We start from the raw sequence: 23,466 nt of genomic DNA, 5'->3' as shown, positions 1-23,466 counted from the left end.
ACCTAGCCTAGTCCGACACGCAGGCAGTCGTGAATATGCAACAACCCTGCCGGATGGCCAGGTGCGGCGGGATCAATCACCAGCAGACAGGTAATCTTACGGGTGTTCATCAGGCCAACGGCTTTTTCTGCCAGCGCTTCGGGGTCGATTGTCACCGGATTGCGGGTCATAACATCGCTGGCTTTCAGGGCAAAAAGCCCCTCCATGTGGCGGCCCAGATCACCGGTAGTGATGATGCCAACCAACTTGCCAGCGGTGTCGGTCACTCCGGTCACGCCAAAGCCCTTGTTGCCAATCTCGGTCATCACCTGTGCCATACCGGCATTTTCTGGTACCAACGGAATGGCATCCTCCCTGTGCATCAGATCACGCACAAGGCTCAGCTGCGCGCCCAGTTTGCCACCGGGGTGGAAGGCGCGGAAATGTTCTGCCGTGAAATCGCGATGCTCCATCAAGGCCACGGCCAGGGCATCGCCCATGGCCAGCGTCATGGTTGTCGAGGTTGTCGGCACAACGCCGGTGTTGCAGGCTTCGGCCACTTGGGGCAGCAGCAGGATAACATCCGATTGGCGCGCGAGCGTACTGTCTTCGCGGCTGGTCAACCCGATCAGGGGGATTTCATAGCGACGTGAATAGGCGATAAGATTGCCCAGCTCTGGGGCCTCGCCGGAATTCGAAATCGCCAGCACCACATCATCGCGGGTGATCATACCCAGATCGCCATGGCTGGCTTCGGCGGGATGTACGAACTGTGCGGGGGTGCCGGTACTGGCAAGGGTCGCAGCGATTTTGTTGGCGATATGTCCGGATTTGCCAATACCGGTGATGATCACCCGGCCCTTGGTTTCACGCATCAGGTCAATCGCCGCGCGAAAACGGTCGTCCAACGTATCGGCAAGCTTGTTCAATGCGTCGGCCTCGGCGCGAATGACGCGGGCGGCGGTATCAATAAAAGGTGTTTTCATGCGTGGGCAAAGATATCTGTGTCGGGCCAGCCGAGGAGGTCAAGTTTTGCCCGCGTCGGCAGGAAATCATAGCAGGCTTGCGCGACATTCATACGGCCCTCGCGGATCAACATTTCGTTTAGTTTGTCGCGCAGTTTGTGCAGGTGCAAAACATCCGATGCGGCATAGTCGATTTGTGCCTTGCTCAGCTTTTCTGCACCCCAGTCGCTGGATTGCTGTTGCTTGGAGATGTCGACGCTTAGTAATTCCTGCAACAGTTTGGCCAATCCATGCCGGTCCGTATAGGTGCGCACCAGCCGGCTGGCGATTTTTGTACAATAGACCGGGGCGGTGGTGGCACCAAAAGCGTTCAGCATCGCGGCAATATCAAACCGGCCATAGTGAAACAACTTAAGAACATTGGGGTCTTCCAACAGCCGGCACAGGTTCGGGGCCTCTGTCTGGCCTTTGGCGACCTGTACCAGATGGGCATGTCCGTCGCCCCCGGACAGTTGCACAACACACAGGCGGTCGCGATGCGGGTGCAGGCCCATCGTTTCGCAATCAATGGCAACCGTGTCGCCCAGATCAAGGTCATCGGGCAGATCGCCCTGATACAAATAGTTTGTCATGGGGTATGCTATAGCCTGCCTGTCGCGCTTGGGAAAGCGGCTGTTAAGCGGCGCTGCGGCACTGTTTGATTTCGGAGAGTTCAGGCCGCGGGTAACCTGCCAGCAGATCGGCAACCAACAGATGACATTGATGGCCGGTGCCGTCCGGATCGACCAAAGGGGCCGGCAGTTTGGGGTGTTTCAGCACCAGTCGCCGCCAGTTGTGGACGATCAAACACCGCAGCACGGCGATGTCGATGGCGCGCAAATCCGCTGCGGCAGGCAAATCGGCCTTTACCACACGTAGCGCTCTGAGCAGGTTCCTGTACCCGGGCTGTTGCATCTGAGGGGCGATTTGTGCGCGCAGCCAGTCGGGGGTCTGATCTGTTGATACAACCAAAGCACCTTGCGGGGCTTTTGCATCCGAAGGGCCGCAAAAGATGCGCGGGGCCAGCTGGATAAATCCGTTTTGTGCCATTTGTGTGATCTGCGCTGCGTTGGTGCCTTCGGTCACGGCCAGTTGCCAATGCGAAGAGGCTAACGTCGGATCAGCATAGATGCGCGGGTTGGCAGCGGCGCATTCGGCGCGGCCTTCATCGGTCAGTGTGTGCCGGCTGATCCGCCCTGATTTCTCCGACCTGATCCAGCCGTCATTGCGCAGCCGGTGCAAAGCCACACGGGCCGCTTCGGGTTTGACACGTAATCCGCTCATGATCACAGAAAGCAGCGGCCCGTCTATATGCTGGTCTGGTGCCTGCGCCAGATCACCGAACAGGCTGATCATCAACGACCAGACCCGTTGCCCACCGAGCTGATACAGCTCGTCCGTCAGTGATTCGAAGGTTTCAATAGGCATTCATCGTCAGCAATTCGTATTCCGCCGCCACTTCGTCATTCTGGTTATACAAGGTCACGTGCCACCGGACTTCGCCGTATTCCTCGTTGCGTGGTGTCTTGTGTTTGACGCTTAACCGTACCCGAATGCTGTCACCGGCTGCAACAGGGGCCATGAACCGCAGGTTATCCAGACCAGTGTTCGCCAATACCGGCCCTGGATCAGGCTGCACAAACAATCCCGCCGCAAAGCTAAGCAACAGATAACCGTGCGCGACGCGACCGGGGAAAAATGGATTCGCCTTGGCTGCGTCCTCGTCCATATGGGCATAGAAGGTATCGCCGGTGAAATGGGCAAAGGTCTCGATGTCCTCAAGTGTGATCTCGCGCGAGGGCGAGTTAAAGGTCTCGCCCAGTTCGATCTGGTTGAAGGTCCGCGTGAAAGGATGCGCGCGGTCGCTGATTTCGGTTCCGCCGGGAACCCATTGTTTGCCAATCGCGGTCAAAATATCGGGGCTGCCCTGAATGGCGGTGCGTTGCATATAGTGCATCACACCCCGGATACCGCCCAATTCCTCGCCGCCGCCCGCACGGCCTGGGCCGCCATGCACCATATGGGGCAGGGGGGAGCCGTGGCCTGTGGCTTCGGACATCGACGTGCGGTTGTTGAAATAAAGACGTCCGTGAAACGCCGCAGACCCCATGGTAACGTCGCGGGCCACATCGCCGTCATTGGTGATGATCGAGGCAACCAGCGAACCTTTGCCCTTGTTCAGCAATTCAATCGCATGGGGCAGGTCGCGGTAGGGCATGATGGTGGAGACTGGTCCAAAGGCTTCGGTGTCATGCACGCGTTGCGCCGTGTCGGGGGTGGCGCAGTGAAACAACATTGGCGGCACAAATGCGCCTTTGTCCTTATCGGCACCTGCCACGTTGAAATCATCGGGGTTGCCAAACACACGTTCCGCCTCTGCCCCGATCAATGCCGCTTTCTCAAGGACGTCGCGTTTTTGCCCGGCAGAGACCAAAGCCCCCATGCGGGTTGCCTCGGCACGTGGGTCGCCAATGGTTGTCTTGGCCAGACGTTCGCCAAGGGCGTCAATCACCGCATCTATCTGTGCTTCGGGCACCATAATCCGGCGGATCGCGGTGCATTTCTGGCCCGCCTTCGTGGTCATTTCGCGTTGGACTTCTTTGACGAACAGATCGAATTCCGGCGTGCCGACCACCGCATCCGGCCCCAGCACAGAGGCGTTCAAACTGTCTTGCTCAGAGGCAAAGCGTACCGAATGTTCCATCAGCTTGGGATTGCTGCGCAGCATCAATGCGGTGTTTGCCGACCCGGTAAACGCCACAGCGTCCTGACACTCAAGGTGGTCCAGCATGTCGCCCAAACCGCCGCTGACCAGCTGCAAGGCCCCCTTGGGCAATAAGCCACTTTCCAGCATCATCCGCACGCAAGCCTCAGTAACATAGGAGGTTGCCGTTGCGGGTTTTACGATGGCTGGGACACCGGCCAACAGGGTAGGAGCCAGCTTTTCCAGCATCCCCCAGACGGGAAAGTTGAAGGCGTTGATGTGAACCGCGACACCTTGCAATGGGGTGCAGATGTGACGCCCCATAAAGTCACCCGCGCGGCCCAGCTGTTCGGGCGGACCGTCCAGATAGACATGGGCGTCCGGCATTTCGCGCCGACCCTTGGAGGCGAAAACCATCATGGTGCCGATGCCGCCATCGACGTCGATTTTATGATCGTTCAGCGTCGCGCCAGTGTCATAGCTCAGCTCGTACAGCGCCTGTTTGCGTTCCATCAGATAGAGCGCCACAGCCTTGAGCATCTTAGCGCGGTCATGAAAGGTCAGCTTGCGCAGCGCGGGGCCACCGACGTCACGTGCATAGCCCAGCATCGCCTGCACATCCAAGGCGTCGTTGCCCGCTTGCGCAATGACATTGCCGGTAATCGCGCTGGCGATATTGCGGGCACCCGCGCCAGAAGGAAGCCATTGACCGGCAGCGAAACTTTGGACATCCAACATGCGGTTTTCCTTAATGTGTGTCGTAATCAATGATCAATTTATCCGTCAGCGGATAGGACTGGCAGGACAGCACATAGCCGCGTTCCACTTCGTAATCCTCAAGCGCGTGGTTGCTGATCATTTCAACCTCGCCTTCGACCACCTTGCACATACAGGTTGAACAAACGCCCGCCTTACAGGCAAACGGCGCGTCCTGTCCGTTGGCAAGGGCGGCATCCAGAACGGATTGCCCTTTCGGCATTTCAAAGGTGCGCTGCGCCCCTTCGATGATCACGGTCAGTTCGGTGCCTTTCTGCCCCTCACTGCGCTTGGCCATTTCCTGTTTGGCAAGCTGGCCTTGTTGGCTTTCGCTGAATAGCTCGAACTTGATTTGATCAGCCTCTAATCCGTGGGCTTTCAGGCTTTCGGCAATTGCCAGCATCATCGGCTCTGGCCCGCAAATAAATGCGGTGTCGATTGATTTCACATCGATCCACTGTTTGAACAGCGCCTCGCATTTGCCCTGATCCACGCGGCCGGTGAACAGGTCGATGTCCTGTCCCGATTCCAGCATGTGGATGATTGTCAGGCGGCCCATGTATTGGTTCTTGAGGTCTTCCAGCTCTTCGCGAAACATAATCGTGTTCACGGCGCGGTTGGCATAGACCAGCGTAAAGGTGCTAAGCGGTTCGCGTTTCAACACTGTTTTCAGGATCGACAAGACTGGCGTCACGCCAGAGCCGCCGGCAAAGCCAAGGTAGTTTTTGGCGTGATCAGGCTCTAATGCAGTGAAAAATTTGCCCTGTGGCGGCATCACATGTAGGGTGTCACCGACTTTCAATTCGGTATTGGCGAAAGTCGAAAACGCCCCGCCGTCCACACGTTTGATGCCAACTTGCAGTTTGCCATCATCCAGACCGGCGCAGATCGAGTAGTTCCGCCGCAGCTCGGTGCCGTCGAAATCCTGTTTGAAGGTCAGGTACTGGCCTTGGGTAAACGCGAAGGCTTCTGCGTTTTCGGGCTCAAGCGTCAGGACAACCGCATCGCGGATGGTGTGATGGATATCAGTCACTGTTACGGGGTGAAACTGGCTCATGTCAGGGCCTCAAATACATTTGAAATAGTCGAAGGGTTCAAGGCAGTCTTGGCACCGCCATTGCGCCTTGCAGGGGGTCGAGCCGAACTGGCTGATCCGCTCTACTGCGGTGGATTTGCAGCGCGGGCAATGTTTTGGCCCGCCAGCCGGTTGCGGCGGAGCGATGCCGTATTCTTCCAGCTTGGCCTTACCGCTTTGCGTCAGCCAGTCGCTGGTCCATGCTGGCGATAACTGTCGTTTCAGGGTCAGATTTTCGATGCCATGCCCACGCAGAGCGGTTTCGATGTCCAGATTGATAATGCTGGTCGCCGGACAGCCGGAATAGGTTGGCGTTACGGTCACTTCCAAAGTGTCGCCTTGCCACTGGACATCCCGGATGATCCCCAAATCCGTCAGGGAGATCACCGGAATTTCCGGATCCGGCACGGCAGAAAGCCATTGCCAAACAGTCTCTAAGCCGGGCTTTTCGATTACCATGACGCATCCGGATAGGCGCGTTGCAACCATTGCATCTGCGTCAACATATGGCCCAGATGTTCTGTATGGCGGGCACCCGTCTTGCCCCCCTTATGGGCGAAGTCATCGGCAGGCTTGGTTAGGGTTGCCTCTGCCAGCGCCGCATCCAGCTGGTTGTCAAAACGGGTGCGCAGTGCGGCAGGATCAGGCGCGATGCCCTGTTCGACCATTGCGTCATCCACGTCATCCCCGATGAACAGTTCGCCCACGAAGGGCCACAACTTATCAAGCGCTCTTTGCATCCGCATGTGGCTTTCTTCGGTGCCGTCACCCAGCCCGATCACCGTATCGGCAGAGCGTTCCTGATGATAGGTCACCTCTTTCACCGACTTTTCCGCGATGGCGGCGATTTGATCGTTTGAAGAATCTGCCAGCGCCTTGAGCATGATCAAATGCCATGTATCAAATAGGAACTGGCGCATCATCGTTTGGCCGAAATCGCCGTTGGGCTGTTCGCACAGCAGGGCATTGCGGAAATCCCAGACATCGCGATGAAAGGCCAGCTTGTCCGCATCGCGGCCCTTGCCCTCAACTTCGCCGGCCATGCCCAGCCACAGCTGAGTTTGTCCGATCAGATCAAGCGCGGTATTGGCCAGCGCGATGTCTTCTTCCAGCACCGGGGCCACGCCACACCATTCGGACACACGGTGCCCCAGCACCAGCGTGTTGTCGCCCATGCGGCAGAGAAATTCGAACAATGGCGTATTCACATCGCCCCCACTTCGTCAGGGATGTCAAAGAATGTCGGGTGGCGGTACACTTTGTCGTTCGCAGGCTCATAAAGCGCGCCTTTTTCCTCGGGCGAAGAGGCGGCAATGTCAGAAGCTTCAACAGCCCAGATACTGACACCCTCATTGCGGCGGGTGTAGACATCACGTGCGTTCTTGATCGCCATTTCGGCATCTGGTGCATGAAGACTGCCCACGTGGCGGTGGCTTAGCCCGTGTTGTCCGCGAATGAAAATTTCCCAAAGGGGCCATTCGGTTGCGCGGGTTTCGCCGTGCGGGCTGGCTTCGCTGTCTTTGTAAGGGCTGGTTTCAGGGCTGCTCATGATACTTACTCCGCTGCCAGTTTCGCGCTGCGCTTTTTCGCAGCATGGGCCAAAAGACCTTCACGCACCCAACGCCCGTCGTCCCAGGCTTTGTTACGCGCTTCAAGGCGTTCCGTGTTGCAGGGCCCATTGCCGCGCAGCACGTCAAAAAATTCGTCCCAATCCGGTTGGGCGAAATCGTAATGGCCGGTTTCCGCGTTCAACTTGCAGGTCTTGTCCGGGATCGTCAGGCCAAGGTATTCCGCTTGCGGTGCGGTCTGATCCACGAATTTCTGGCGCAGCTCGTCGTTCGAGTTCATCTTGATCTTCCACGCCATGCTTTGCGCGGAATGCACCGAGTCTGCGTCTGACGGACCGAACATCATCAGGGCCGGACCCCAGAACCGGTTAAGCGCATCCTGCGCCATTTTTCGCTGTGCTTCGGTGCCGTTTGCCATCTTCATCATGATGTCGAAGCCTTGGCGTTGGTGGAACGATTCCTCTTTACAGATACGCACCATCGCGCGGGCGTAAGGGCCATAAGAGGTGCGTTGCAGCGGCACCTGGTTCATGATCGCCGCGCCATCGACCAGCCAGCCAACCGCACCCATGTCAGCCCATGTCAGCGTTGGATAGTTGAAGATTGACGAATACTTCATCTTGCCCGACAGCAGATCGCGGGTGAGGTCATCGCGGGTCACGCCCAGCGTCTCAGCCGCGCAATAGAGGTAAAGGCCGTGCCCTGCCTCGTCCTGCACCTTGGCCAGCAGGATCGCCTTGCGCTCCAACGTTGGCGCACGGGTGATCCAGTTGCCTTCGGGCAGTTGGCCGACAATCTCTGAGTGGGCATGTTGGCCGATTTGGCGGATCAGGTTTTTGCGATAACCCTCGGGCATCCAGTCTTTCGGCTCGATCTTGCCGCCCGCGTTGATGCGTTCCTGAAAGGCGCGTTCGTCCGGTTCCATTTCGTCAAGGGATTTGACCCCCTGACCGGTAGACTTGATCATCTGTGCATACATCGTTCAGGTCCTTTCAAGAAAACATTGGTTGGTTTCAGGTGCGTTCCAGAATCAGCGCGACACCCTGACCGACGCCCACACACATGGTACAAAGCGCATAGCGGCCGCCGGTGCGTTTGAGTTGTAATGCGGCGGTCATCACCAGCCGCGCGCCCGACATGCCGAGCGGATGACCGATGGCGATGGCACCACCGTTGGCATTCACATGGGGCGCATCATCGGCAACGCCCAGTGCCCGCAGGGTTGCGATACCTTGCGAGGCAAAAGCTTCGTTCAATTCGATCACATCCATCTGCTCAATGGTCAGGCCGGCGCGGGCCAGTACCTTTTGACAGGCAGGGATCGGGCCAATGCCCATCACGCGCGGTTCCACACCTGCGGCAGACATGGCAACCACACGCGCAATCGGCGTCAGTTTGTGGTCTTTCACACCCTGTTCGGATGCAATCAGCATCGCGGCAGCACCGTCATTCACACCAGAGGCGTTGCCGGCTGTGACGGTCAGGTCCGGGCCATTGATGCCGCGCAGCTTGCCCAGCTTTTCCAAGGCGGTGTCGGGACGGGGGTGTTCATCGCGGTCGACAACAATCGGATCGCCCTTGCGTTGGGGAATTGTAACGGGCGTGATTTCTTCGGCAAACACGCCAGCGGCATCTGCGGCGGCCCATCGTTGTTGGCTGCGGTAGGCAAACGCATCCTGATCGGCACGGTTTACGCTGTGATCTTCGGCCACGTTATCAGCCGTTTGCGGCATGGAATCGACGCCATACTGCGCCTTCATCTTCGGATTAACAAAGCGCCAGCCGATGGTGGTGTCATAAACAGCATTGGTGCGGGAAAAGGCGGTTTCGGCCTTTGGCATCACAAAAGGCGCGCGTGTCATGCTTTCTACGCCGCCGGCAATGGCCAAATCCATGTCACCCGCACGGATGGCGCGGGCGGCGGCACCGACTGCGTCCATACCCGAAGCGCACAAGCGGTTGATCGTGGCACCTGGGACATCGACGGGGAGGCCGGCCAAAAGCGATGCCATCCGGGCCACGTTGCGGTTGTCCTCGCCGGCCTGATTTGCGCAACCAAAGACAACGTCGTCCACCCGTGACCAATCCACATCAGGATTGCGCGCTATCAACGCTGCGATTGGGATCGCGGCAAGGTCATCGGCCCGTACAGAGGCGAGCGCCCCGCCAAATCGGCCAATTGGTGTGCGCTGCGCGTCGCAGATGAATGCTGACATAGTCCGTTCTCTCCCCTACTTCGGACGCAAGCCTAGGGGATCGATGGGCAACTGGCAAGAAATTCCGTTACGAAAAATTTGACATGAGTGAAATTCAGTAACGCTTTAGCAATTTACGTCGCTCTGTTCTGTGTCCCAGGCACCCGCAAATGCGCGGACAGTGTCCAGACCATCAGAGTGTTGCAGGGCCGTATGATCAGGCAGAGGTTTGTGCAATGGCTGGATCTGAAGCGCAGCATGCCTCGCCTCGGCGCGCCTGACGATTTCCTGAATGTCGGTGATGCTGCGTTGCACGGTGCGACATACTGAATGCAGCCGCATGATGCGCTCTTCGTCGATCGGAGTGACCTGCGTCTCAGTGGTGACAGAACTGAATGCCCTGCTGAGGTTTTCAAGCTGCAGATCCGCAATCGATGAGAAATAGCGCACATCCTCAAAGGCAAGTTTGTCCTGCAACAGGGGTTGTTCTTGGGGAACCTTGATTGTGGTGGCGATGACCCGGTCATATTCATCGGGACTGCGGGAATACTGAAGCGTCGTGTCCCAGCGCACTTCGCAGTCGTCCTGAATAAACACATATGTAAAGTGAATGACTTCCTTGTTTTCCACGCATCTCAGGAAGTTCTCTTGGGCGCTGTCGGGCATTCCGATCAGATCGATTTCTGAAATGGACCTGCCATGAATTGCCGACCGTGGTCTCCCCACCAGCCGTTCAAGCGCGGCATTCATCCCAACCAATCGAAAATCACTTGTTGGTTCCTGTCGCGAAATTACAAACATTGGAACGCTAAACAGATCAAGTACATGTTCGATCTGCGAAAGAGATAAGGTGTTAAACATCGGGTATCCTTCGTTAGTGCTGAAAAAACTAGGAACGAAAGGTAAACAAAGGTTTGCCAGTTTTGATAAACTTCGGCACGATTTGAAGAATCTTTTTAAACATTTGTTTTTGAGGGAATTTTTTAGGAATTGGTTTCAGTTTTTGGACCATGTTTGGGGGCGTCCGACCGGAACTGTTTTTGGTTTTCCGTCAGGGGGGCTGTCTGCGGTGGTCTGGCCTCAGGGCGATACGACATCTATTCCTGCGTTCGGCGGCGGCGGCAGCGTGGTGTCATGGCTGGCGAGCCGTTGATCTGGTTCTTAGCCAGAGATCGTGATGTCAGCGGGCAAAGAGGATGCCAGCACCAGCTCGGCGTTTGGCAGGTCATTGCGTTGCATACGGGCTATAGCGTCTTCTTCGCTGGCACCATATGTGCGCCAACGTTTCACCAGCCGCCCTTTCAACGTGGCGAGAGGGATATCAAGCCGGATCGACAAATCCCAAAGGTCCAACAGATCCCGCCAGACAGGCGCATCATAGAGCAGGTAGTTGCCTTCGATGATCACCGTGTCGCATCCGCTATCAAGCAGGCCTGCCCCCGCAATCGCGATATCGCGACCCCGGTCGAAAACGGGGTAATATACATCGTCGTCATTATGCAGCCGCGCAACCAGATGCCGGAACCCCGCCGCGTCAAACGTTTGCGGTGCGCCTTTGCGGTCTAGAAGGCCCCGTTCTGCCAGTATCGGATTGTCCAGGTGAAACCCGTCCATCGGAACGACCTGCGCGGGGCATCCTGTCTTTGTCAGCGTTTTTGCCAGTTGGTTTGCCAATGTCGATTTGCCACTGGCCGGGGCCCCTGCGAGGGCGATCAGGCGCCGGCGTCCTTGACGTGGCGTGTCCAGAATACGTGCAGTTAGGGAAGGTGCGTGTGTCACAAGGCCTCAAGCGTCTCCTGCGCCGTCCCGCAGCGCCTGTCTTTAATATGGCACGATTTGGATGCATGTGGAACGGCGCTGATGGCTGATGGGGCGCTCTGGGTGGCTATGATCGCGGTCTAACCCCGTAGAGTAGGCCGGAAGGCTGCGGGCCTACCGTTTCTGGCCTTGGTGCCATCAAGGCGCAGGGAAGTTCCCTCTAAACGTGATTTTGTTAACCTATTGCCTCAATATGCACACAATGAACGTGCATGACTGCCATTGTTGATTAGATGCAGTGCGGGATTTGTGTAATGGCTAAGATGAAAGTTGACATCGCTGAACGATGGAAAGCCTTTGCGGGGCCCCTCAAGCGTAAGAAGGATATTTTTGTCCGTGCCATGGCCTTGGTTGCGTTAACAATCTCTCTGACCGCAGTAGCCTACAAAATTGAGAACCTAACCTATGAAAGCTATGTGCAGGACATTAAGCTCAAAACCACAATCAGCATGGTTGAGGTGCGTGAACGGATCAAGAATGATCTGATTTCACGGGTTTTCGCGCTCAAGGAGCTGGCGACCATTATCGGCCAGCACCCCGATATGAATGTGACGGAATTCAATATTAAAGCGCTCGATTTCGTTCTGGATGACCCGGATGTCAAATTTGTCGAAGCGGCCCCTGATCTTGTTGCTTCCATGGTTTTCCCAAGAACCGGCAATCAGGAGATTCTGGGGGCAAGCTATCATGACCAGCCAGAGGCTCTCTCCAAAATCATGTCATCGTTAAGTACAGGCGAAGCAATAATGACCGGGCCGGCAGGGCTGGCTTCGGGCGACCGCAGTCTCGTTTTGCGGGTGCCGGTATTTGTCCCGGGCCACTCGGGCCGGCGTGATCCATGGGGTATCCTGTCGGTCGTTATTGATTACGATAAGTTCTTTGAAGCCATGGAAATATCCGAGTACGAAAAAGGCTTTGATATCCTTATTCACGAGGACCCTGAAGGACGCGCTGTTCATTCGGATAGTTTAGAACTGTGTGAAATCCTGCTAGGCGATGAGGCCGTTCTGACCGAAGATCCGATTACTCTGGAACTCAACCTGCCATTCGGCGCATGGCAACTCGCGGCGACCACCGATGGTGGCTGGCCACCTTACCTCCCCAATCAATTGACGCGCAACATCAGCTATGCCCTGGGTATCCTTGCCTGTGTTATCGCCTTTGCCATGGTGCTGCGGCTGTATGACAAACGCCGTGAATCCGACCGCCTGTTGTCTGTCGGTATCGAAGCGCTCGAACATGGGTTTGTGATGTTTGACTCGGATCGTCGTCTTGTCGCGTTTAACCGGCGATACAAGGAGATTGCCGGCGGTTCGGGTATGGTCCGTATCGGTGCGCGCTATGAGGATATCGTCAAGTCAAGCTTGCGCCGGGGGCTTATTCCCGATGCCGTCGGCAGAGAAGAAGAGTGGTATGAGCGTTGGTCCAAGCGGCTGGAAGCCACTGACTCCGATAACGAGCAGATCATGGCTGACGGCAGTTACATCCGGGCCTATGACCGAGCTATGGATTGCGGTGCCGTTGTTGGCCTGCGGATCGATGTGACCGACCTGAAGATCGCCCAACGCGAGGCCGAAGCCGCGAACCGGGCAAAAACCGAATTTATGGGCGTGCTAAGTCACGAATTGCGCACGCCGCTGACGATCATTTTGGGTCATGCCCGTCTGGCGCAGAATATCGTCAAGATGCCAGTGTTCGGCAAACTGGTTGCCGAGATCGAGAAAAATCCCGAGTTCAGTGCCGATGTTATGCCCTTGCTGGATGACCTTTCCACAAAGTTCGCGACGATGACACGGTCCATTGAAAACTCGGGGAACCAGCTCTTCACGCTGATCTCGGAAATTCTTGACCTTGCAAAGATCGAATCCGGGACGCTGGCGATGGAAATTGCCCAAACAACCGTGCCCAAGATCGTGGATACCGTTGTTGAACAGATGCGTCCGATGGTCGAGAATAAGGGTTTGGCATTTGAAGTTAGTGCGGTGAATTGCGACATTAATGTTGATGCGAAACGGATTCAGCAGGTGCTGATTAACCTGATCGGTAACGCGAGTAAATTTACCGAAGAAGGTTCAATTGCGGTGATCGCAACCTCTACGGACAGCACCGTCACAATTCAGGTCAAGGACAGCGGCATTGGTATTCCAGATGACGAAATCGAGAATGTGTTTGAGGCCTTCCATCAGGTCGATTCGACCTCAAGCCGCAAGCACAATGGTACGGGGTTGGGTCTAGCCATTTCGCGCGATATCGCGCTTGCCCACGGAGGTGAACTGACGGCGCAGAGTGTAATGGGGCAGGGCAGCACGTTTACCTTGACCCTCCCGCGATCCGCCGCGCTTGAGCATGCTGACAACACAGAAGAAGCCTGGGATGGCAATGATGACGGGCAAACACTGGCCGCCTGAGGTCAGTGCGCGTCTGTGCCGATCCAGCCGGCATTTTTGGAAATTTCTTTGACTGGCCAAGACGTTCGCAGATGTCCCGAGCGACAGTTGCATTGGTAATTGACGATACTTGTCTGGCTATGTGGCTGAACTGCCAAAAGCCCCGACGGTCATCAGTCGCTGTCGCGACTGAGCTTAAGAATTTTGTAAAGTGAGGCTCTTAAGTTTTGGTGCCCAGGAGAGGACTCGAACCTCCACACCGTTGCCAGTACTAGCACCTGAAGCTAGCGCGTCTACCATTCCGCCACCTGGGCAGGTCACGTGAGGGCTGACTAAGGCCAGCCAAGACGGGTGTCAATCGCAATTTAATCAAAAATTCGAGGTTCTTGAAGCTTCATTGCCGCGTGCCCCTCCAATTGTTGCTTGTCGCAAGCCCGACAGGGCGGTACATCACCTTAAAGTCAATGCGCAGACAGGAGCATCACCATGTCCAAGTTGGTTACAATTTATGGCGGGTCCGGTTTCGTCGGGCGTTATATCGCACAGCGGATGGCGCGTGCGGGGTGGCGGGTACGCGTGGCTGTTCGTAATCCGAACGAAGCTTTGTTTGTGAAGCCTTACGGTGTTGTCGGACAGGTCGAGCCGGTATTGTGCAATATTCGCGATGATGCTTCTGTGCGGGCTGCCCTGAGTGGTGCGGATGCCGTGGTGAACTGCGTTGGTATTCTGGCCGAAAGCGGTAAGAACAAATTTGATGCGGTGCAGGCCGAAGGTGCGGCGCGCGTGGCGCGGTTGGCTGCGGAGAATGGCGTGGGCCGTATGGTGCATATCTCAGCGATTGGTGCAGATGCGGATGCGGATGCGGACAGTGAATATGCCGTCAGCAAAGCCGCAGGTGAAGCCGGGGTACTGGAGCATATGCCGAATGCCGTTATCCTGCGGCCTTCTATTGTGTTCGGACCAGAGGACGGTTTTTTCAACCGCTTCGCTGGTATGACCCGTATCAGCCCTGTGTTGCCTATCGCGGGCGGGAATATCGAGTTTCAGCCGGTCTATGTCGGTGATGTTGCCGAAGCGGCAGAGATGGGCGTGACCGGTAAGGCCGCCAGTGGCGTTTACGAGCTGGGCGGTCCGCAAAAAGAAACCATGCGCGGGCTGATGCAGCGGATGCTGGATGTGATCCACCGCCGTCGCCTGATTGTGAACCTGCCAAACTGGATCGCGGGCATTATCGCCTGGGGCTTTGACATGGTGCAGGCGGTGACGGGTGGTCTGGTGTCCAACGGCGTGTTGACGCGTGACCAGTTGAAGAACCTGCGTAAAGACAATGTCGTGGCGCAGGATGCCAAGGGTTTGAAAGAACTTGGCATTACGCCTGTGGCAATGGATGCTGTTCTGGTCGACTACCTGTGGCGGTTCCGTCCGTCCGGTCAGTATGACGCAATCAAGGATTCGGCACAAAACCTGCGCAACAGCTGATGGATGGTTCCACGACGCTGGTTGCCGCTTTTCTGGGGTTGCTGGAGGGGCTGACAGAGTTCATTCCGGTGTCCTCGACTGGACATTTACTGCTTGCTGCCCATTTTTTAGGCTTTGAAAGCGCGGGTCGCACCTTTGAGGTTGTGATCCAGCTTGGTGCGGTCTTGGCGATTCTCACTGTTTATGCGTCACGGTTGTGGGCGGTGTTCTCGACCGCGCCGCATGACCCTGCGTCGCGGCGCTTTATTTTGTCGGTGCTGGTGGCCTTTATGCCAGCGGTGGTGATCGGGGTTCTGGCCCATGACTTTATCAAGACGGTGTTGTTTGAAACGCCTGTGTTGATTGCCGTGATGTTGATTATTGGCGGTGTTATCCTGTTGATGGTGGAGCGTATCGCGCCGGAAACAAAACATGATGATGCGATGGAATTCCCGCTGTCGATGGCGTTGAAAATCGGTTTTATTCAGTGTCTTGCGATGATCCCGGGCACCTCGCGGTCGGGATCGACCATCGTGGGGGCGTTGATGTTGGGCGCAAGCAAACGGGCGGCTGCGGAGTTCTCGTTTTTCCTGTCGATGCCGACGATGGCCGGTGCTTTTGCCTATGATCTCTACAAAAACCGCGATGTGCTGGACGCCAATGCGATGGGTGAAATTGCGGTGGGTTTCGTGTTTGCTTTCATTGCGGCGGTTCTCGTTGTGAAGTGGCTTTTGGGTTATGTCAGCAAGCACGGCTACGCCTTGTTCGGGTGGTGGCGGATCATTGTCGGCGGTGTGGCCCTGGCTGGATTGATGGCAGGATTTTAAATGGTAGGTCCGATACGGATCTAAAATTCGCGGTAATTGAATGCAAGCTTGGTAGCTAATTCGTAAAACTCATATATAGGTCAGCATTGCTGTCTTTTATTCCTTTTCGGCCTGTAGTAGCTGGTGTGCCTGGCGGGTGATACGTAAGGAAATGACCATGGCAAAGCAGCCGATGTTGAAATTTGTGAGTCTTGAGCGGGATATGCCGGAAAAGCGTCCGCCTGATTTACGGCGTGCGGACTTCAATGAAATTTACGCAGAGTACGCGGACACCAAAGCCAAGGAGCAAGCCAGCCGTTGTAGCCAGTGCGGTGTCCCCTACTGTCAAAGCCATTGCCCGCTGCATAACAACATCCCTGACTGGCTGCGCCTGACAGCAGAGGGGCGGTTGCAGGAGGCCTATGAAGTATCGCAGGCGACCAATACATTCCCGGAAATTTGTGGCCGCATTTGCCCGCAGGACCGCCTGTGCGAAGGCAATTGCGTCATTGAGTCATCTGGCCACGGGACCGTGACAATCGGGTCGGTCGAAAAATACATTACGGATACCGCATGGGAAAACGGCTGGGTTCAGCCGATCAAACCCAAGGCAGAGCGCACCGAAAGCGTTGGCATCATCGGTGCGGGCCCCGGTGGTCTGGCGGCGGCGGATGTGCTGCGCCGGCAGGGTGTGCAGGTCACGGTCTATGACACATATGACCGCGCTGGTGGATTGCTGACCTATGGCATTCCCGGTTTCAAACTTGAGAAAGATGTGGTGATGCGCCGCAATGAACAGCTTGAGGCGGGCGGCGTGACGTTCAAGCTGAATTGCACCGTCGGCAAGGACATCAGCTTTGCCGAGATCCGCGAGGCACATGATGCGGTGGTTATTGCCACAGGTGTTTACAAAACAAGGGAAATTCAGGCCCCTGGTATTGGCGTGCCGGGCCTTGAACGGGCGATTGATTTCCTAACGGCGAGCAACCGCAAAAGTTTTGGGGATGCGGTGGAGGAATTTGATTCCGGTCGTCTGGATGCCAAGGGCAAGCGGGTGGTTGTCATCGGTGGTGGTGACACCGCGATGGACTGTGTGCGTACGTCAATCCGTCAGGGCGCGGAAAGCGTGAAGTGTTTGTATCGTCGTGACCGCGCCAACATGCCGGGCAGCCAGCGCGAGGTTGCCAATGCCGAGGAAGAGGGCGTGCAGTTTGAATGGCTGACCGCGCCCAAAGGGTTTGTCGGTGATCCGGTCAGCGGTGTGATGGTGCAAAAGATGCGTCTGGGTGCGCCGGATGCAACAGGGCGTCAGGCACCGGAGGTGATCGAGGGTGCGGATTACGTCGAAGACGCGGATCTGGTGATCATGGCCCTGGGTTTCGAGCCTGAGGATTTGCCAACGCTTTGGAATGAGCCGGAATTGCCGGTGACCCGCTGGGGCACGATCAAGACCGAATATATCACCGGTGCCACCGAGATGGACGGTGTTTATGCGGTGGGTGATATCGTGCGCGGTGCGTCACTGGTGGTCTGGGCAATCAAGGACGGGCGCGATTGCGCCGAGGCGATCCTTGACCGGTTGAACAACATGGCATCGTTGGCGGCGGAATAGGGGGCACCCCCGGTACGCCTTCTGTACACCCCCGATGCACCGCCGCAGCGCAGCAATGCGGCCAGCCAAAAGTGAATAGGTCAGCGATATTGGCCTGAAAAAGCGAAAGAATGAACAATGTCTGAAGAAATACAGGGTCAATGCCTGTGCGGTGCGGTGCAAATCTCCGCCACAGTAGACAACCCGCGTTTGCGGGCCTGTCATTGTGACATGTGCCGTCAGCATACATCGGGGCCGTTTTTCTCGCTTGAGACGGTACCGGGGAGCATTTCGGTGACTGGCCCAGCGCAGCAGTTCAAATCATCTGACTGGGGCGGGCGCGGGTTTTGCGGAACTTGCGGATCGACGCTTTGGTATGGGTTTGACGAAGATGGGTCGCGCAACCTGTCGGCAGGGCTGTTCCCGAATGCGGGCGGCGGCACCCTCAAGGTTGAGTTCTTTTCCGACAAATGTCCGCAAGGCTATGCCTTGGCCGGGGATCATAAACGGATGAGTACGGCGGAGACCATTGCAATGTTTGCGCCGTCAGAAGAGCAAAACCCGTGAGTAAGGATTTAGGCCGGGAAAAGGGCATTGCGTCCCGCCGGCAAGACGGGAACCGCCGCCGCAAGATGCGGGCGGCATCCCCGAGCCAGAAATTATTTGTCAAAGGAGTTAACCCATGACCAAGTATAATGCCGAGTGGGTCGCACGTGAGGAAGCAAAGCGGGCGATGATGGCCGAAAAAGGTCTGTATTCCCCAGAAGAAGAGCATTCTTCCTGTGGCGTGGGCCTTGTTGTTAATATTGACGGAACACGCAGCCGCGGGGTTGTGGAAAACGGCATTAAGGCGCTGAAGGCGATCTGGCACCGTGGTGCGGTAGATGCGGATGGGAAAACCGGCGACGGCGCGGGCATTCATGTACAAATTCCGGTGCCGTTCTTTTACGATCAGGTGCGCCGCACCGGTCACAAACCGCGCGAAGACGAGTTGATCGCGGTGGGTCAGGTGTTTTTGCCCCGCTCCAACTTTGGCGCGCAGGAAACATGTCGGACGATTGTTGAATCCGAAGTTCTGCGGATGGGGTATTACATCTATGGCTGGCGGCATGTCCCGGTGAAGACCTCTTGTCTGGGGGAAAAGGCGAATGCGACCCGCCCCGAGATTGAACAGATCCTGATTTCCAACTCTAAGGGAGTGGATGAGGATGTTTTCGAACGCGAGCTTTATGTCATCCGCCGCCGGATCGAAAAGGCGGCCATCGCAGCGGGGATTGCGTCGTTCTACATTGCGTCGATGTCCTGCCGGTCGATCATTTATAAGGGCATGATGCTGGCCGAGCAGGTGGCGGAGTTCTATCCCGATCTGATGGATGAACGGTTCGAGAGCGCCTTTGCGATTTATCACCAGCGCTATTCGACAAACACCTTTCCGCAGTGGTGGCTGGCGCAGCCGTTCCGGATGTTGGCGCATAACGGCGAGATCAACACCCTAAAGGGCAACCTGAACTGGATGAAGAGCCACGAGATTCGCATGGCATCGGGTGCCTTTGGCGATATGGCCGAGGATATCAAACCGATTGTGGCGGCAGGTTCGTCGGATTCAGCGGCGCTGGATGCGGTGTTCGAGGCCTTGGTGCGTGCGGGACGTTCCGCACCGATGGCGAAAACCATGCTGGTGCCTGAAAGCTGGTCAAAGCAGGCGGTGGAGCTGCCGCAGGCGTGGCGCGACATGTATTCCTATTGCAACTCTGTGATGGAGCCATGGGATGGCCCTGCCGCATTGGCGATGACGGATGGCCGCTGGGTTTGTGCGGGCTTGGATCGCAACGGTTTGCGGCCGATGCGGTATGTGGTGACCGCCGACGGGATGCTGATTGCCGGTTCCGAAGCGGGCATGGTGCCGATGGATGAACCCAATGTCATCGAAAAGGGCGCGCTTGGCCCTGGTCAGATGATTGCGGTTGATATGAAGAAGGGCGAGCTGTTTCACGACGCCAAGATCAAGGACAAGCTGTCACAGGCGCTGCCCTTTGGTGATTGGGTTGGCAAGATTGTCGAGCTGGACGGGCCTCTGGCCAAGGTGACGGAGCAGCCGGTCTATACCGGTAATGACCTGCGCCAGCGTCAGGTTGCGGCGGGGTATTCGATCGAGGATCTGGAGCAGATTCTGGCCCCGATGGCCGAAGACGGCAAGGAGACGCTGGCCTCGATGGGCGATGACACGCCTTCGGCTGTTTTGTCGAAACAGTACCGTCCGCTAAGCCATTTCTTCCGTCAGAATTTCTCGCAGGTGACCAATCCGCCGATTGATTCCCTGCGTGAATTCCGGGTGATGAGCCTGAAGACACGGTTCGGTAACCTTAAGAACGTGTTGGACGAGGACAGCAGCCAGACCGAAATTCTGGTGTTGGATTCGCCTTTTGTGGGCAATGCGCAGTTTGACGAGCTGTTCAGCCATTTTAACGCTGATGTGGTGACAATCGATTGCACCTTTGAGGCGGGGGGCACCAATCTGAACGCCAGTCTGGCCCGTGTGCGCGCCGAAGCCGAAGATGCGGTTCGTTCCGGCGCGGGCCATCTGGTGCTGACCGATCATCTGAGCAGTGCGGACAAGGTCGCAATGCCGATGATCCTTGCGACCAGCGCGGTCCACAGCCACCTGACGCGCAAGGGTTTACGGACCTTCACATCGCTGAATGTGCGCTCTGCCGAATGTGTTGATCCGCATTATTTTGCGGTGCTGATCGGCTGCGGTGCGACCGTTGTTAACGCCTATCTGGCGGAGGATTCGCTGGCGGATCGGATTGAGCGCGGTTTGCTGGATCAAACGCTGACCGAGGCTGTGCAACGCTATCGTGAAGCGATTGATCAGGGTCTGCTCAAGATCATGGCGAAGATGGGCATCAGCGTTATTTCGTCCTATCGCGGCGGTCTGAACTTTGAGGCTGTGGGCCTGTCCCGTGCCATGTGTGCAGAGTTTTTCCCGGGGATGACCAGCCGAATTTCCGGCATCGGTGTCACCGGCATTCAGCGCAAAGCCGAAGCGGTTCATGCGCAGGGCTGGCAGGGGGACGGCACCGTCTTGCCCATTGGCGGGTTCTACAAGGCACGCAAGTCTGGCGAGACCCACGCGTGGGAAGCGTCGAGTATGCATCTGCTGCAAATGGCCTGTAACAGAGCCTCTTATCAGATGTGGCAACAGTATTCGAAAAAGATGCAAAGCAATCCGCCGATCCATCTGCGTGACCTTCTGGACATCAAACCGTTGGGCGAACCCGTGGCGCTGGAAGAGGTGGAAAGCATCACCTCTATCCGCAAGCGGTTTGTGACACCAGGCATGTCCCTGGGCGCGCTAAGCCCTGAGGCGCATAAGACGTTGAACGTGGCAATGAACCGGATTGGTGCCAAGTCGGACAGTGGCGAAGGCGGTGAAGATCCGGCGCATTTTGTACCCGAGCCGAACGGTGATAACCCGTCTGCCAAGATCAAGCAGGTCGCATCGGGGCGCTTTGGTGTGACTGCGGAGTATCTGAACCAGTGTGAAGAGCTGGAGATCAAGGTGGCGCAGGGTGCCAAACCCGGTGAGGGTGGGCAACTGCCCGGTATGAAGGTGACCGATCTGATCGCGCGTCTGCGGCATTCGACCAAAGGGGTGACGTTGATTTCACCACCGCCGCACCATGACATCTACTCCATCGAAGACCTTGCGCAGCTGATCTATGACCTGAAGCAGATCAACCCGCGCTGTAAGGTGACGGTGAAGTTGGTGGCTTCAAGCGGTGTTGGCACGATTGCCGCCGGTGTGGCCAAGGCCAAGGCGGATATCATCCTGATTTCGGGTCACAATGGCGGCACCGGTGCCAGCCCTGCGACCTCGATCAAATATGCGGGTTTGCCGTGGGAAATGGGTTTGACCGAGGCCCATCAGGTATTGTCGATGAACAACCTGCGGGATCGCGTAACCTTGCGCACCGATGGTGGTTTACGCACGGGCCGGGACATTGTCATGGCGGCGATGTTGGGGGCCGAGGAATACGGCATCGGCACGGCGGCATTGATCGCCATGGGCTGTATTATGGTGCGTCAGTGCCAGAGCAACACCTGCCCTGTGGGGGTTTGCACGCAGGACGAGGCGCTGCGCGACAAGTTCACCGGCAATGCGGATAAGGTTGTGAACCTGATCACCTTCTATGCCACTGAGGTACGCGAGATTTTGGCACGTATCGGTGCAAAATCGCTGGAGGATGTGATCGGGCGTGCGGACCTGCTGACACAGGTTTCACGTGGATCAGCACATCTGGATGATCTGGACCTGAACCCGCTGTTGATCACGGTCGATGGGGCGCATGAAAACGTCTATGACCGCGACAAGCCGCGCAATGTGGTGCCGGATACGCTGGATGCGCAGATCGTGCGGGATGCCGCGCGGTTCCTTGAAGATGGCGAGAAGATGCAGCTGTCTTATGCGGTGCAGAACACGCACCGGACCGTGGGCACGCGGGTATCAAGCCATATCGTGAAACAGTTCGGGATGCGCAACAGGTTGCAGCCGGATCACCTGACGGTGAAGCTAACCGGGTCTGCGGGGCAGTCGTTGGGCGCGTTCGCGGCCCCGGGACTGAAGCTGGAAGTGTCTGGTGATGCCAATGACTATGTTGGCAAAGGTTTGTCTGGCGGCACGATTGTTGTGCGTCCGCCGATGTCGAGCCGGATCACCGCGTCCGAGAACACCATCATCGGGAACACTGTTCTTTATGGTGCGACCGAGGGGCATCTGTTTGCTGCCGGACGTGCGGGCGAGCGGTTTGCGGTGCGCAACTCTGGCGCGAAGGTGGTTATTGAGGGCTGTGGCAGTAACGGGTGTGAATATATGACCGGCGGTGTTGCGGTGATCCTTGGGGCGATTGGTGCCAACTTTGGTGCCGGGATGACGGGCGGTATGGCCTATCTTTATGACCCGGACGGCGAAGCATCCCTGCTGATGAACCATGAAACGGTGGTGACATGCCCCGTGACTGTGGATCACTGGACGGCGCAGTTGAAAGGGTTGCTGGAGCGGCATCTGGAAGAGACCAACAGCGTCAAGGCGGCAGAAATCCTTCAGCATTGGGAGCAGGAAAAACAGAACTTCCTGCAAATTTGCCCGAAGGAGATGTTGACGCATTTGCCGGCACCGCTAAGCCTTGAACCCACGGCGGTTCCTGCGGAATAAATTTATGGCGGGCGTCGCAACCGCGGTGCCCGCTGATCCGCCTTGACCGGAAGGGCGCAGGGACGCTGGAAATGTCACTGCGGCATTCAATTACGTTCACAAAGCCGATCCCGCGCCCTATATCTGTGGGATGGCCCGCAAAGCGACATCAAAGAAGAAACCGGTCAAGAAGGCCGTTGGTCTGCCATGGCGCAAGCGGGTGCGGCGCTGGGTGTTGCGGGCCGTGGCGATTGTGTTTCTGGTAACGGTGGCGCTGGTGCTGCTGGGGGCGCTGATTAACCCGCCGACAACCGCCTATATGTTTACCGAAGGGCGCCGGTTGGGCGGTGTGAAACAGACATGGGTGTCGATTGATAAGGTCGCGCCGGTGATGGCGCGCGCTGCTGTGGCGGCGGAGGATGCGAATTTCTGTCAGCATTGGGGATTTGATCTGCCGGCGATCAAAATGGCGATTGAGCAGGGATCTGCCCGTGGGGCCTCGACGATCAGCCAGCAAACCGTCAAGAATGTTTATCTGTGGCATGGGCGGCTCTGGGCGCGCAAAGCAGCCGAAGCCCTGATTACCCCGTTGGTCGAGGCGATATGGTCAAAGCGGCGTATCATTGAGGTGTATCTGAACGTCGCCGAATTTGACGAAGGTGTTTTCGGGGTAGAGGCCGCCGCCCGACATTACTTTGGTGTTTCTGCCGCTGATTTGTCCGCAACGCAGGCCGCGCAGTTGGCGGCGATCCTGCCGTCGCCCAAGACGCGATCCGCCTCAAGACCCAGCGGATTCGTTTTGAAACGGGCGCGTCAGGTGCGTGACGGGGCGGCGACAATCGGCAAGGACGGGCGTGCGGCCTGTTTCGAGAGTTGAATTGCACGCCGTATACGGGCATTGAGTATTGAAATCAGTTCAGCATGAGACTTT

The 23,466-nt window shown here is 57.0% G+C and carries 20 protein-coding genes and 1 tRNA gene; 8 read left to right on the top strand and 13 right to left on the bottom strand.

All coding sequences use genetic code 11. The features are described from left to right. Positions 1 to 2: 2 nt before the first annotated feature. The 11 genes from HKX44_RS10710 to HKX44_RS10660 form a co-directional block, all read right to left on the bottom strand. The gene (locus tag HKX44_RS10710) at positions 3 to 965 is read right to left on the bottom strand and encodes a KpsF/GutQ family sugar-phosphate isomerase (protein WP_276151320.1); all 963 of its coding nucleotides are present in this window, start codon (positions 963 to 965) and stop codon (positions 3 to 5) included. Next, positions 962 to 1,576, bottom strand: coding sequence for a ribonuclease D (locus HKX44_RS10705; protein ID WP_276151319.1), 615 nt, complete (start codon positions 1,574 to 1,576; stop codon positions 962 to 964). The genes HKX44_RS10710 and HKX44_RS10705 overlap by 4 nt, the downstream gene beginning before the upstream one ends. A 43-nt stretch (positions 1,577 to 1,619) precedes the next feature. Continuing rightward, positions 1,620 to 2,411: a PaaX family transcriptional regulator C-terminal domain-containing protein gene (locus HKX44_RS10700; protein ID WP_276151318.1), complete on the bottom strand. Its 792-nt coding sequence runs from the start codon at positions 2,409 to 2,411 to the stop codon at positions 1,620 to 1,622. Beyond that, positions 2,401 to 4,425, bottom strand: a complete 2,025-nt coding sequence (gene paaZ / locus HKX44_RS10695) for a phenylacetic acid degradation bifunctional protein PaaZ (RefSeq protein WP_276151317.1) — start codon at positions 4,423 to 4,425, stop codon at positions 2,401 to 2,403. Before paaZ ends, HKX44_RS10700 begins: the two co-directional genes overlap by 11 nt. A 10-nt stretch (positions 4,426 to 4,435) precedes the next feature. Next, a complete protein-coding gene (locus tag HKX44_RS10690; RefSeq protein ID WP_276151316.1) occupies positions 4,436 to 5,500 on the bottom strand; it encodes a 2Fe-2S iron-sulfur cluster-binding protein in 1,065 nt (354 codons plus the stop codon). Between the two features lie 9 nt (positions 5,501 to 5,509). Then, positions 5,510 to 5,977, bottom strand: a complete 468-nt coding sequence (gene paaD, locus HKX44_RS10685) for a 1,2-phenylacetyl-CoA epoxidase subunit PaaD (RefSeq protein WP_276151315.1) — start codon at positions 5,975 to 5,977, stop codon at positions 5,510 to 5,512. Then, complete coding sequence (paaC, locus tag HKX44_RS10680; RefSeq protein ID WP_276151314.1) at positions 5,971 to 6,693, bottom strand: 1,2-phenylacetyl-CoA epoxidase subunit PaaC; 723 nt, start codon at positions 6,691 to 6,693, stop codon at positions 5,971 to 5,973. The genes paaD and paaC overlap by 7 nt, the downstream gene beginning before the upstream one ends. 29 nt (positions 6,694 to 6,722) lie before the next feature. Next, entirely contained in the window at positions 6,723 to 7,067 is a 345-nt protein-coding gene (gene paaB, locus HKX44_RS10675; RefSeq protein WP_276151313.1) for a 1,2-phenylacetyl-CoA epoxidase subunit PaaB, read from the bottom strand. A gap of 5 nt (positions 7,068 to 7,072) precedes the next feature. Beyond that, entirely contained in the window at positions 7,073 to 8,065 is a 993-nt protein-coding gene (gene paaA / locus HKX44_RS10670) for a 1,2-phenylacetyl-CoA epoxidase subunit PaaA (protein WP_276151312.1), read from the bottom strand. 34 nt (positions 8,066 to 8,099) lie between these two features. Continuing rightward, positions 8,100 to 9,302 carry a 3-oxoadipyl-CoA thiolase gene (pcaF, locus tag HKX44_RS10665; RefSeq protein WP_276151311.1) on the bottom strand — a complete coding sequence of 401 codons (1,203 nt, stop codon included), beginning with the start codon at positions 9,300 to 9,302 and terminating at the stop codon, positions 8,100 to 8,102. A gap of 105 nt (positions 9,303 to 9,407) precedes the next feature. Next, positions 9,408 to 10,031, bottom strand: a complete 624-nt coding sequence (locus tag HKX44_RS10660; protein ID WP_276151310.1) for a hypothetical protein — start codon at positions 10,029 to 10,031, stop codon at positions 9,408 to 9,410. A gap of 100 nt (positions 10,032 to 10,131) precedes the next feature. On the opposite strand from HKX44_RS10660, the gene HKX44_RS10655 reads away from it, so the two are divergent. Then, positions 10,132 to 10,434, top strand: coding sequence for a hypothetical protein (locus HKX44_RS10655; RefSeq protein ID WP_276151309.1), 303 nt, complete (start codon positions 10,132 to 10,134; stop codon positions 10,432 to 10,434). A gap of 8 nt (positions 10,435 to 10,442) precedes the next feature. On the opposite strand, the gene HKX44_RS10650 is transcribed toward HKX44_RS10655, so the two are convergent. Further along, a complete protein-coding gene (locus tag HKX44_RS10650; RefSeq protein ID WP_276151308.1) occupies positions 10,443 to 11,060 on the bottom strand; it encodes a nucleoside/nucleotide kinase family protein in 618 nt (205 codons plus the stop codon). A gap of 293 nt (positions 11,061 to 11,353) precedes the next feature. On the opposite strand from HKX44_RS10650, the gene HKX44_RS10645 reads away from it, so the two are divergent. After that, positions 11,354 to 13,507, top strand: a complete 2,154-nt coding sequence (locus tag HKX44_RS10645; protein WP_276151307.1) for an ATP-binding protein — start codon at positions 11,354 to 11,356, stop codon at positions 13,505 to 13,507. Positions 13,508 to 13,714: 207 nt separating this feature from the next. Here HKX44_RS10645 and HKX44_RS10640 read toward each other — a convergent pair. Next, positions 13,715 to 13,800: transfer RNA gene (locus HKX44_RS10640), tRNA-Leu, on the bottom strand. Between the two features lie 172 nt (positions 13,801 to 13,972). Between HKX44_RS10640 and HKX44_RS10635 the strand changes: the two genes are divergently transcribed. The 6 genes from HKX44_RS10635 to mtgA all read left to right on the top strand — a co-directional run bounded on the left by HKX44_RS10635 (position 13,973) and on the right by mtgA (position 23,412). Continuing rightward, positions 13,973 to 14,965: a complex I NDUFA9 subunit family protein gene (locus tag HKX44_RS10635; RefSeq protein WP_276151306.1), complete on the top strand. Its 993-nt coding sequence runs from the start codon at positions 13,973 to 13,975 to the stop codon at positions 14,963 to 14,965. Next, entirely contained in the window at positions 14,965 to 15,771 is an 807-nt protein-coding gene (locus tag HKX44_RS10630) for an undecaprenyl-diphosphate phosphatase (protein ID WP_276151305.1), read from the top strand. Before HKX44_RS10635 ends, HKX44_RS10630 begins: the two co-directional genes overlap by 1 nt. A gap of 157 nt (positions 15,772 to 15,928) precedes the next feature. After that, positions 15,929 to 17,362 (top strand): NAD(P)-dependent oxidoreductase, encoded by a 1,434-nt coding sequence (locus tag HKX44_RS10625; protein ID WP_276151304.1) that lies wholly within the window; start codon positions 15,929 to 15,931, stop codon positions 17,360 to 17,362. Positions 17,363 to 17,479: 117 nt separating this feature from the next. Then, positions 17,480 to 17,908: a GFA family protein gene (locus HKX44_RS10620; RefSeq protein ID WP_276151303.1), complete on the top strand. Its 429-nt coding sequence runs from the start codon at positions 17,480 to 17,482 to the stop codon at positions 17,906 to 17,908. A gap of 115 nt (positions 17,909 to 18,023) precedes the next feature. Beyond that, complete coding sequence (gene gltB / locus HKX44_RS10615; protein WP_276151302.1) at positions 18,024 to 22,556, top strand: glutamate synthase large subunit; 4,533 nt, start codon at positions 18,024 to 18,026, stop codon at positions 22,554 to 22,556. Between the two features lie 130 nt (positions 22,557 to 22,686). After that, positions 22,687 to 23,412 (top strand): monofunctional biosynthetic peptidoglycan transglycosylase, encoded by a 726-nt coding sequence (gene mtgA, locus HKX44_RS10610; RefSeq protein ID WP_276151301.1) that lies wholly within the window; start codon positions 22,687 to 22,689, stop codon positions 23,410 to 23,412. The last annotated feature ends 54 nt before the right edge of the window (positions 23,413 to 23,466 follow it).

The sequence above is a fragment of the Sulfitobacter sp. M05 genome, assembly GCF_029285175.1.
Taxonomy (GTDB): Bacteria; Pseudomonadota; Alphaproteobacteria; order Rhodobacterales; family Rhodobacteraceae; genus Sulfitobacter.
This window is presented reverse-complemented; position numbering and strand designations above follow the sequence as displayed.